Here is a 12,489-nt window from a genome sequence, read left to right on the forward strand (position 1 = left end):
AGCATCTGGTGAATTTGACGTTAAAGATTTAAATTAATTGAACCGTGACTGTCCGCCAAAACGCAACGTTTTCGATTTTTTCGCTAGCATTAACGATAGATTTGAAGTTGAATGGTTTTGAGAATTTTTCATAAGTAAGATTCAACGATGGGCGGTCTTCCAATGCATACATCACAATATCCATTATTTAATATTGACTCCGCGCTTACACCTTTAGCAGAGCCAGACGTGACCGCATCAATTATTGAAGCTCGCGTTTCATCGCTAGCGTTCAGAAATTTCGATTTCATGGAGCGGCAACTTCCGTTTATTATCGAATGTTGCACTTACAACGCAAAGTATTGGTTCCGTCTTGCAGAGGCTTGCGATCAAATTTATTTTATTCGACATCAGGCTTCGATCGTATTAGTTTTTCCTCAGACTTCCGATTGTGGATGCATTAGGACTTATCGATTCCGACCAAACGGCACGGTTCAATTGCCACCCACCTCGATAGAACGAACATTAAATTTATCCAATGAAGAAACTTTGTACGAGATTTTAGATACGCCAAGTAATCGATATATTTTCAATGTGTGGCATAACTACATGATCAAAGCCACAGAATTACCCACAGAACTGGTAACTGGGCGAATGGCAAACACTAGCGTAGATCGGGCAATGATTTTTTCGAAAGGAGCTGGTTGCGTGGTTTGCGGTGACGCAGCAAAGTGTTATGCCGCCACCACTATCGGAAATATCGACAACGCGTTTATGGTTCAACTTCCGGTTTGCAGTACCCATCTTGATGATGCTAAACGACATCCTAGTATTTTTATGTTTTTTGCTTCGCTATTTGGCATTGAACTTGAATGGGATGAACTCGAAAAACTACCACTTATTCCAGATAACGTTATCCCGCTCGTTTCTACAACAGTGGCCGCTGAGTTAGGTGGTGTCATCGGAAAAGTCGAGAAAAGGGAACGAGGATGGCATATCTGGATAGAATTAGAAAGTGGCTGGAAGTGGCTTTTACGTCTTTCATCATTTAGTGATTTCGCATATATGCTGTATGAGCCAGGCGTGAAAGATGAACGGTATCGTTCCGATTGCGCACCTGACCATGCGGAGCTGAAATTTTTTCCCGTTCATGAGCATTCAGCACCAAACAAAAAGAAAGACGCCGTCTCACCTAGTTACTTGTATGGACATCCTTTTTTCGATTTGAAACGATTCAAAGACGTGGGGGAACACTTAGGCGCTTGCTAAATTGGGTTTGTGAAAAACTTGATTTTGCATCACACCAGACGATTTTTGATTATGCAAATTGACCAACATAATTAAGCTATTTGGGAATCAATTTAGTGCCTGTCGACCGTAAAAATTTTTCTCGAAAACTGAGCTGTAAACGGTAGGTCTACGAAAATGCAGCGTTCCGCTTGATTGTGCCGTCTAATTCTTTCCAATATGCTACTGTGCGTATGTATTTTTGCGTCAAATATGACGCCAATACCAGCATTCGCTGAGATTAAATTAGTAATGACTTAGCCCAATTGCCCTAAGCCTGATCTCTTGTCCGGTTGAGCGACTTGAGGCTCAATTCATACTTATTACACTAACTGGTTGAAAATGGACAAAACAAGGGCTTCACGCGATGGTCACGAATTTCATGAGGCTTGGGCCGCGCGCAAGGCGCTGCAACTCGTTATGCAGATTGATGGTCTTGTAGGAATTGCAGTTGAAGGGCTCGCGCCCGCCGACCAAAAAGGTGCTTCGGCAAAAACAGTCGAGATTGCGGATCTTGCTTTGTACTACGGGAAACATCCGACATTTAATGAAGCTAATTCACTCGTCATTGTTCAGCTCAAATATTCCAAAGGCTCGGAAACCGTCCCGTTCCGTGCTAGCGATGCCAAGAAGACGATTTGCAAGTTCGCGGCAGCTTTTGACAGTTACCTGAAGATGCATGACGCGAATGATGTGGAGGCGAAGCTCACGTTCGAACTTATAACAAACAGGCCCATCTACAGTGAATTTGTAGATGCAATAAATGCTATTGCTTCTGGCGAGGTGTTGAGCGGAGAAGCCAAGAAGCAAACTACTCAGTTTTCGTCCGCGTGCGGGCTTAAAGGTGAAGCACTCGCCAAATTTGCAAAGAAAGTAAAGATCACAGGTCTGGTTGGAAACCTCAGGCAAAACAAACAACACCTTTCTCGCATCCTGGCGGATTGGTCTGTTGCTCCGGACGCAATGGCGCGGGCCAGATTGGGCAACTTAAGGCAATTGTTACGGGACAAGGCTGGCTTAGTGGGTGAAGGACGAAACGTTGTTACGCGCACGGACGTTTTTGACGCTTTAGAGTTGCAAAGCTCCGATGACCTTTTCCCTTGCCCTGCAAGTTTTCCGGAAGTCGGAACGGTCGTTGAGCGCGAACAGCTATCAACCGTCGCAAACAGGATTCCTAACTTGGATCGACCGCTTCTGATCCACGCGGATGGCGGTATGGGGAAAACTGTCTTTCTTCAAAGTCTCGCCAAGGTCTTAAGCGGAACCCATGAAGTCGTTCTGTTTGATTGCTTTGGCGGTGGCGCATATCGTGCGCCGGAAGATGCACGGCACCTTCCAAAGCGCGGCCTAATTCACATCATCAACAACCTTGCGTGCGATGGTCTATGCGACCCACTTCTGCCAATCAACGAGAACGTGGAAGAGCTTGTCAAGGCCTTTCGTGTTCGGCTCGCACAGGCTGTCGCTACCTTGCGGAGAGCGTCGTCCGAGCAAAAGCTACTGCTATTCATAGATGCGATAGACAACGCCGCTGAGCATGCGAAAGACAAAGGCGAGTTGTCGTTCCCTAAACTTTTGCTGGAGAGCTTTCACCATAGCGGCCCGGTTGCCGGGGTTCAGCTCATCTTAAGCTGTAGAACATATCGTCGCAATATTTCTAAAGGCGACATTCCATGTGAAGAATTCGAGTTAAAACCATTCAACCCCGCAGAAACTGAAACGTATCTTCGCGCGCGTATTCCGACTGTTAGTGACATACAAATTCAGGTCGCCTATTCACGATCGGAAGGAATACCCCGGATACTCGAACACCTTGCGCTTAGCGATAGAGGGTTGCTTGAACCATCGGAAATCAACAACATAATAAAGCTGGACGATCTTCTAAAGGCGCGAATTCAGAAGGCCCTCGGTGATGCTTTGAAACGCGGCTACAAGGAACATGACATCAACGCGTTTCTCGCCGGTTTATCTATTCTGCCGCCGCCGGTGCCACTCGACGAGTACGCAGACGCACACGACATGGATCTCAGTGCCGTAAAAAGCTTCGCGGCTGACTTGGCGCCTCTGCTGGAGCAGACAAGGCATGGATTGATGTTCCGCGATGAACCCACAGAAACGCTTGTGCGCGAAGTCTACGCGGCAGATCCGGACACGCTGCGCGCACTCGCCGAAAACATCTTCAAGAAACAAGGAACGTCGGTATATGCGGCGAGCGCGCTCCCAGGTTTGCTTCAAAAGCTTGATGACGAGAAGCTACTGTTCGAACTGGCATTCGATGAGCGGTTTCCAGCTGCGATCACGAGCACCGTTGGCAAACAGAACATACGCTACGCGAGACTGAAAGCCGCTGTTCTTCATACTGCGCGAAAAGAAAATTTTGATCGGTTGGTTCACTTGTTGGTCGAGCTATCAACTCTTGCCGCCAGCAATCAGCGTGGTACGGATTATGTGTTGGACAATCCCGATCTAGTTATTGCGTCTCACGATATCGATGCGACTAGACGGCTTTTCGAGACGCGCACTCAATGGCCAGGAACTCGTCACGCGCGGCTTACAATTGCAAGTGTATTGTCAGGTGACTTGAGTAACGCTTGTCGCCATGTTGTAAGCGCCGAGGAATGGACTCGTCACTTTTATCGGCAGAACGACGAATACCGCAGAGACAGGGGCGGGCCAGAGAGAGTTGACATCGCGTCGATACCCCTATGTCTTATCGCCCAAGATCGAGCGCGTGATGCTGCGCATTTCATGAAGGGATGGAAAGACTGGTATGCATATGAAGTCGCTGAATATATCTTCACACTTCTACATCAAGCGCAAACTATGGAAACCATCCCGGCAGGCAATATTCAACGTTTCCTTGTATTATTGAAATTGCAGCCTGGTGTTCTCGCGGCGGCCCTCTCTTTCATGGAGCTCGACAATGCGCTTCGTCGCCGCCTCATTGGTGAACTTGCCAAAGTCTGCAAAAAGAAAAAGGTCATCGAAACAAATAGAGACTATCACTCGGATAGAGTTCATCGCGTTCAGGACGGTATCTTAAAGGTCGTGGCCATCGCGATCACAATGAAAATGTACGATGAGGCACAAGCGATAGCAGCTACCATTTCGCACGAGAGGCCTCGGCTCTGGTCTTTTATGGATCAGTTTTCTAATAAGGAGGCGTTTCCTTTTTTTATCCATACGGCGCTTCTCGCCGCAGTAGAGCGTCAATCTCTTACAGAGCGCAGTCTACTGCCGCAGGAACTCGTTGAATTTGGTGGGCGTGTTCCGAATGGTTTAATGGGAGAGGTTTTTCGGAAGGCAATCAAGGATGAGTTGGAGGCGCACCTCAAATCACAGCAAGAACAGCCGGATGGGATTGAACCTATAAGCTACGAAACCAAGAGAGACGCGGAGCGTTTTATAGATGAGCGACTGGAGCCATTGCTTCAGATTGTCCAGGCTTTTACAGCAGTGCTTTCCTCAATTGCTGGGGAGGGCGAAAAGCCATTTCGAGAACTGATTGATGTGTGGATGAAGCTCAGAAAAAAGCAGGAACGTTATTCACACGCTCATGAAACGAATCTGTTCTTTGATCAATTGGGTCGGCAGTTTCTGATCTTTTCTCTCTGGTCGCGCGACGATCTTAACGCTTCTTCCGTGGTTGCATTCGTGACTCAGGTAAGCGAAGACGGTGTTGTGCCAACATCGACGCTTGTCGAGATCATCGCGATTCTTTCGAAGAGACCTGATCTTCACGAACTGGCGGGAACGACTGCACTAAAGGTCAAGGCAATGATTGAGCGCGAGGATGAAGTCGGCAATAGAGCTTCTTTATTCGCCCAATTGTCCAGGGCGATTTTGCCAGCAAGCTGCGACGAGACAGCATCTTATTTTCGAGCCGGTCTGGAGCAGATGGACGTCATAGGTTCAGGTGACTATCAGTTCACGAATGAATTGCTGCATTTTTCGGCAGAGTTGCGAGGTGATGAATTGGAGGAGGCAGATTTCCATACGCTTTCAAATATTTGCGAACTCAACATGCCATTTGAAGAGGAAAAATTTCCCTGGATGGCGTTCGCAAAAGGATTGGCCCGGACTTCCGGATGTAGAACGCTTGCAAAACTCGGGAGATGGCACGATCGTGAAAAAATATCACTGGATTATACTTTGTTGCCTTATCTTACTGCTCTTGTCGAGCAGGATAAGATAGACCCGTCCATAGCCCTAGCGCTGCTTCGTGTATCTGATCCCGCAGAACTGTATGTTTGTGGCACTGAGCAATTGGCGGAGGTAATCGCAGGTAAACAGTATGCGAATTCGAAGGAACTGTTTGTCGAACTGATGTCACAGTTTGAACAGAATCATACCGGCGTCTTGGCGCCTAGTACGCTTGCAACGCTCCATAAGATAGCCGAGCACGAGCTAGGCAAGGACTCGGAGCTGATAAGTTATTTGTCCGTCGCCGTGCCAAAGTTTAAGACGCTTCAGCATGAGGGAAATGGGAACCGAAATTATCACGGCGCCCAAGATTACCGTCTCACAGATAAATCGAATGAACAAGATGAAAGAAATCGTGAAACGCTGCTGAAAATTGAGAATGAAACAGACCCTATTGACGAGGCTTCACTCACCCTAGCAATCGATGCACTGAACGACTTGCAAAACATTTATGATCTGAAGCACTCATTTTTTGAGAGTATACGAAAAAAGATTAAGTTCTCTGAAAGATCAAAATACATTCAAATTGTAGCGAGACTTGAGACTCTCGATATCTATACAAAATTGCGCGAGCTTAAGGAGTGTAAGGAAAAATGGTATACCTCTTCAGCCGCCTTGAAGATGGCATTTCACAATATAGGGGTGCCACTCATCCAAATTCATACAGATGATTTGCTCACTTTTGGCTATCTTTCTGGTTCTAAATTGAAGGAAGTTGCCGAACTGTCCGGCATTTCAATGGCGGTATTGGCGCTCGAATTGATCGTGATATTCGCAGCGCCGGATTCGCACTTGCCGGCATCCATTTGGATGGGGCTTGCAGCGATCATCTGTGAAAAAACAAAGGAAGGCGAGGGGCAAGCTGCTCTTAAGAGGTTGCTAAACAGTAGTTCTGCAAAGCTAGCTTCCACAGTGCTTGATGGAGTTTTGACGAATGATCTCTATCCAAAAAACGGAGAGACAGACATTGCTGCAGGATTGATATGGCTCACACTTGGTTCGCCTTCTGCAGCGTGTCGCTGGAGATCCGCCCATAGCGTCCGTTGCTTAGCACGGTTTGGCAAGTGGGAAGTAATAGACTCGCTCATCGGAAGATTTCATTCTATTGACGCCCGTCCGCACCAGGCGCCGGAACTTCCTTTCTACTTTCTTCATGCGCGACTCTGGCTACTAATTGCAATTGCACGAGTAGCGAAGGATTTCCCGCTGCATGTGGCAAAGTATGCGGAAGAATTGAAGGCCGTCGCGTTAGATGGGAGTGCTCCACATGTGCTGTTGCGCCACTTCGCCACGCAGATTTTGTTGATTTGTGTAGGCAGCGGTAGTGTTGTTTTATCTCACGTTGAAGTTAAGGCTTTGAAGATGGTCAATGAGTCGCTCTTCCCGAGAAGAAAAACGAAAGACTACCCCCGCGATTCTTTTTATGAAGGCCGTCCTGAATCCATGCCGGAGCCAAGCCCTGATTTTTATCTCGACTATGATTTTGACAAGGAGGATGTGAAGCCTGTGAGCGACATGTTCGACAGATCAAGGTGGGAGATAAAAGATGCCATGGTCGCTTGGGTCCGGAAGTACGATCCGCAGATTACAAGTATGAATGAAAGCAACGGACGGTCGTTTCGTCATAGAGATCGCGTTCGAGGGTTAAATGCGAAGCATCACCTCTATGGGCAGCAGTTAGCATGGCACGCACTCTATTTTGTGGCAGGCGAGTTCTTAGCTAAGTATCCAGTCGTTCAACGCCCATATGACGACGGAGACTCATGGCGTGAGTGGCTAAGACGTGAGTTGCTTACGAGGGATGACGGGCTGTGGCTTAGTGACGGAGTCGATCGGCCACCTCTGGACACGCACTTAAATCTATATGAAAAAGGAGAAAATGGGCTTGTACTTATTGGTGATAGATTCAAACTCATTGCTCTCCTGAATATCGAATCATCTATCGCGAAGGAACTGGTTGTTGCTGGTGACTGGCATTCTGAGGACGGTGTTGCGATTCACATTATGTCGGCATTGGCACCAACTAAGAAGGCTGAAAGATTGGCACTCAAGTTATCTAAGGAAGATCCATTTCAAGCGTGGTTGCCGAGCATTGAGGGGTACGATGATGGCGATGAGTACTTTCGGTCGCAAGAGACGCCTTATACGCCTTGGATCGTCTGGCCTTCAACCGAAGCGAGACTCGATCAAACTGACCCACTCGGTGCGAACTCGGCTGTACGGCGGTTTCGCTTTTCGAAAGCTGTAAATGCAATCAGTTCGCTTACGGCCGTGGATCCTTTCAAACGAATGTGGGCTGATTCAACAGGAAGTATGATGGCCCGTTCTGAAGCTTGGGGGCGGAACCAGGAGCGCGACGACGAATCGTTTAGCGCCGAACGGTTGGTTTGTAGTTCTGAGTTACTGAAGAGTGTGCTGCTTAAGCAAGATGCAGAGTTGATTGTGCTTATCTTATTGCGTCGGTACAACAAAGGATCTGGGAGCCGGGACAGCGAGTTTTGGCATACAACTGCGGTCGTCAGAATTAAACAAACGCTGGATTTTGAGTTTATCCCCGGCTTAGTTAACAAACTACACGTGACAAATTAGATTATTCGTTTTTTCTTTTTCTGAGAAACAGGCAACTAATTAATTATCAGGCAGCTTGGTGAAAGTTTAACTCGTCGGTGCGCACTTCCCCCTTGTCATATCTAGTTGGCTAAATGCATACAGTGCACTGAACTTTACTAGCGATTGGAAAATTCACCAGGCTGTTTCAAATTAGTGGGTGGTGAATTGCTGAGCCAAACTTGACTTAATGATCCATGACAGTTTTGTGTCTACTGTTTGTAAAACGAGATTTTGTGGTGTTCTTGTCGAATGTTTAATTTCGCGTTTTTTTTGGTATGCGCCTGTGAATCTATATTTGAATAATATGTAGTGAATATTGGTTCTTGTGATAATGAGCTTACTAAGTGATACTTCGGTTTGGGGCTTGAATTTTTCTTTCCTTTTATTTTTTGCATTTTTTCTCAGCTATTTTATTATGAAAATTACTCGTCTAACTCTTGATAACTTTCGCTCGCATAATCGACTGGATATTAGTTTTGAGCGCGACATAACGGTCATCGGGGGAGATAACGGATTAGGAAAGACTAGCATTCTTGATGCTATTGCCCAATTGTTAGGGTACTTACTGCAACGTTTACCGGGAGTTCCTGGTCTAGGAACCCGTCGTTCAGATTTGCGCATTCAAAATAATGGGAAATTAGCACCTGCATTTCGCATTTGGGGGCAGTTTGATATTGAGACAGAATGTAAAGCATTAGAAGATCAACCAAACTTACCGTATTCTATCGATGTCTCACGTTCAGTGGCACGCGACCTGACATCGGCCACTCGGACGGAGTTTGCTAGTAGTCATCCACCGGTAGGTAGGCTTGGCTTGGCCCCATTCACTCGTTTAGCAGACGCATTAACTGGCGCGGAAAATGAAGGTAAACCTTATTTGGTGCCACTCATTGTTTATTACGGCACTAGTCGCGCGGTTTTTGATACGCCTTTGCGTAGACGTAATTTCAAAGTTGCATTTGCTCGCTTTGACAGTTTAAATGGTTCCCTCAATTCAAAGGCGAATTTTAAAAGAGTATTTGAATGGTTTCACGCTAAGGAAGCCGAAGAAAATCGTGAACAGAAACGACAACGTTCGTTCGATTATCAAGATCCAGAATTAGAAGTAGTTCGGAAGGCAATCGAAGCTTTTTTTCCAAAATTTAAGTCCCCACGTACATTATTACGGCCATTGCGGTTTGTGGTTGATCAACAGCTTAATGCTCGTCAAAAAATTACATTCGATTTAGATCAACTTAGCGATGGATACCGCACTACGCTGGCAATGATCGTTGATCTTGCTTGTCGTTTAGTTGAAGCTAATCCGCCGTCGAACACAAATGATCCACTAAAATGCGAAGCCATTGTGTTGATTGATGAAGTTGATTTGCATTTGCACCCAAGTTGGCAGCAAACAATTTTGACTGACTTGCGGCGAGTTTTTCCAAATGCACAATTTATTGTCACCACACATAGCCCGCAAGTTCTTACTACTGTCGAAGCAAGGTCTATTCGGAATTTGGAAAAAAGTCTCGAAAAAACCTTAGTGAATATTCCAGATTTTTCACTTGGAGCTAAGAGTGTGCAGCTATTAGAAGATATCTTTCACGTGGACGCTCGCCCCCCAATCCCTATCGTCAAAACATTGAAAAGATATAAGTCACTTGTTGAGAATGATGAATGGGATAAACCCGACGCATTAAGGCTCAGAGAAAAACTTAATAATTGGGCTGGAAATAAAGAAGCCGAATTGGCGCGAATTGATATAGATATCAAAATGCGAGCATTTCGGCGAGGTCAAAAATGAAAAAAATATTAAAAACTTCTATTGTTCCAGCGCAGCTTAAAGCATTAATCAGCACGCGACCAAATGCCGATTGGGAAAAATTTAGAAAGAATAAAAGCCGTTACAAAAATCTTTCCAAACAATTACGCCAAGATCAGCGTGGACTATGTGCCTATTGTGAAATTAATTTACTGGAAAGCAGTTCTGAAGAAAGTGATTTTCGAGTTGAACATTTTCATCCGAAAAATCCGCACACGCCTCCGCCGAACTGGGCATTAGAATGGAATAATTTGCTCGGCGTCTGCCACGGAGGAACACAAAACTTAGCCATCGATCCAACTCGATTTACCACAAAAGAGAATTTTTGTTGCGATGCTCCTAAGGGAGGCACAATTTTAGATGGAATTATCCTCAATCCTCTTACAGATATTCCGGCATTTCCGGCGATATTCCAATATAAAGAGAGTGGTGAAATTTTTGCGAACGAAATCAATTGTACAGAAGAGCAAAAGCAAAAAGTCGGTGCTAGCATTACTCATTTGAATCTCGCTTCAAAGCGATTAAATAATATGAGGAAGGAAGTCATGATGGGGTTAAACGAGGCGATAGCGGGCTTGATAGCTAGCGGGCATGATATATCTGACGCGGTTAATATCGTTGCAAATGCACAATTTACGACCAATTCGCACCCCACTTTTTTCACTTGTGTTCGTTGGTATTTGGGAATTTCTGCAGAAAATAGATTGCAACAAAATGGTTATACAGGTTAATTAAAATATTCATCAAATGTTTTGTTGAACATCGGGAAAACCTTGATTCAACATACTTTGAAGATGTGTTATTCAGTACGGACCTTTTGCAGCAATCCATGCTAATAAACTGGCATGCCCTCTGCGGTTGTTCTGTTCACTTGTTTAATTAACTGTTAAAAATGCGATTAAAATAATTAATGCAAAATTCATTTTGTTTAGCACCTCCATTCACAGTTGGCAAATATGGAGCATCGCGTTTAATCAAAATGAATATGACGTGCTGAAACTTTCCGCATTTTGAACTTTAATCCGTCGTTCAATATTTGTGATCTTTGAAATCAATAGCCGATTGAAGAAGATGCGACCATTCATCGCACGTTGGATCAACGCCACGTTGCCTTAATTCTGCGATGATCAGCCCTCGGAATTGCTGAGCTACCGCTAGTGGATGAAGTTTCCACCATTGACGTTGCGACAAACATTCCATAGCCTCATCCCAATGCGTAAATTCATTTCCTCTGTTAATTACAACACCATCTCCGTCTCCTTCGGTTAAGAAGAATGGAGTGCTATCGAAGATGTGAGCGACAAAACTTCGTTGTCCATTTTCTTCTTTCATTCCAATTGATAGCGATCCACCTTCACAGCCTACTTCCAGGATAACTTGCTCTTTGCCGCTAAGCTCTGCCACATTGCATTCTTGCTGCGGTTGGAGTTTGTGAAGATTGTTGTGCATACTCCAGTACTCTGCACTGTGTTTCGATCCGCTTAGGGTTTCGATTGCTACTGGTAATTCTGTGTACCAGACTTCTGAAGCAAGCTTGGCAATTACCAGTGTAACCAGAGATTCTGGTGCTTGTAGGTAGTGGGTGAAGAAGCCGGAGCTACAGTTAACTGGATCAATGCTATTGAAATGTCGGTCGCTCAGCAGTAGAAGATCGCCATAACTATTTGATAAAAGTCGGAGCATCCCGCTGCCAGCATCCTCGGGTGAGCGCGCTACTGCAAACGTGCCCTGCGTAGTTTGAATCCACATTTTAATTTTCCTAATGATCAGATGATTGATTTGGTGCCGGTTTCGCGACGGCGAGAATTGACGCTCGCGAAATGCAGTATTGTCTGGCTAGTTCGCTGATTGTTACACCTTGCCCATATTTGGCCATAATCTCCGCACGTTGCTCTGATGTTGTCTTGGTCGGGCGTCCGAGTATTTTTCCTTCGCTCTTTGCCCGCGCCAAACCAGATTGAGTGCGTTCCACAAGCAGATCACGCTCCATTTCAGCCACGGCTGCCAACATAGCGAGCATGAGTTTTCCTGCCGGCGAGCCTAGATCCATTTTGCCGAGTTGCAGAACAATTACCTCAATGCCGCGGGCTGTCAATGCCTTAATGGTGCTGCCGACATCCTGGGCGTCGCGACCGAGTCGATCCAGCTTGGAAACCACGAGGGTTTCCCCATCCCTAATCTGCACAAGCAGGGATTTGAATTGTGGTCGCTGACTGGCATGCATTTTTCCACTGACGCCTTCGTCTGCGAACCAATACTCTACTTTGTAGCCAGCACTCTCAATTTCGAGTTTTTGATTTGCTGTAGTTTGATCTTTTGTGCTGACGCGACCATAAGCGAAGATTGCCATTTCTACTTCCTTGATCGTATGTTAGAAAACGATGTCAGAATGTAGCATACTGTTAATTAATATAGCCCCTAATTTATTAACATATTTTATGGTCGCTAACTAAGGTGTTGGAAATCGGTCGTTTTGAGACACCTGTAGACCTTGATTTTGGACACGGGCAAGAAATTGCCGCACCTCAAAAGCATCAGAAAAATTACAAGACAACAAACAGTCAAAGGCACTTTTCCAAAAAACAGAAGAGCATTCAAAATGCATA

The 12,489-nt window shown here is 45.6% G+C and carries 6 protein-coding genes; 4 read left to right on the forward strand and 2 right to left on the reverse strand.

The genetic code is table 11. From position 1 onward, the window contains the following. Positions 1-147: 147 nt before the first annotated feature. The 4 genes from ACO0K8_RS14055 to ptuB all read left to right on the forward strand — a co-directional run bounded on the left by ACO0K8_RS14055 (position 148) and on the right by ptuB (position 10,614). Positions 148-1,248 (forward strand): hypothetical protein, encoded by a 1,101-nt coding sequence (locus ACO0K8_RS14055; protein ID WP_422947277.1) that lies wholly within the window; start codon positions 148-150, stop codon positions 1,246-1,248. Positions 1,249-1,608: 360 nt separating this feature from the next. Then, positions 1,609-8,058, forward strand: a complete 6,450-nt coding sequence (locus tag ACO0K8_RS14060) for an NACHT domain-containing protein (protein ID WP_422947278.1) — start codon at positions 1,609-1,611, stop codon at positions 8,056-8,058. 352 nt (positions 8,059-8,410) lie between these two features. Further along, a complete protein-coding gene (locus ACO0K8_RS14065) occupies positions 8,411-9,865 on the forward strand; it encodes an AAA family ATPase (protein WP_422947279.1) in 1,455 nt (484 codons plus the stop codon). Then, positions 9,862-10,614, forward strand: a complete 753-nt coding sequence (gene ptuB, locus ACO0K8_RS14070) for a retron Ec78 anti-phage system effector HNH endonuclease PtuB (RefSeq protein ID WP_422947280.1) — start codon at positions 9,862-9,864, stop codon at positions 10,612-10,614. The genes ACO0K8_RS14065 and ptuB overlap by 4 nt, the downstream gene beginning before the upstream one ends. Positions 10,615-10,912: 298 nt before the next feature. Here ptuB and ACO0K8_RS14075 read toward each other — a convergent pair whose 3' ends face one another. Together ACO0K8_RS14075 and ACO0K8_RS14080 are read right to left on the reverse strand one after the other, a co-directional pair. Beyond that, the gene (locus ACO0K8_RS14075; protein ID WP_422947281.1) at positions 10,913-11,632 is read right to left on the reverse strand and encodes a hypothetical protein; all 720 of its coding nucleotides are present in this window, start codon (positions 11,630-11,632) and stop codon (positions 10,913-10,915) included. Positions 11,633-11,642: 10 nt separating this feature from the next. Further along, positions 11,643-12,233, reverse strand: coding sequence for a recombinase family protein (locus ACO0K8_RS14080; protein WP_422947282.1), 591 nt, complete (start codon positions 12,231-12,233; stop codon positions 11,643-11,645). Positions 12,234-12,489 lie beyond the last annotated feature (256 nt).

This window comes from Undibacterium sp. Ren11W (assembly GCF_049340485.1).
Lineage (GTDB): Bacteria > Pseudomonadota > Gammaproteobacteria > Burkholderiales > Burkholderiaceae_D > Undibacterium.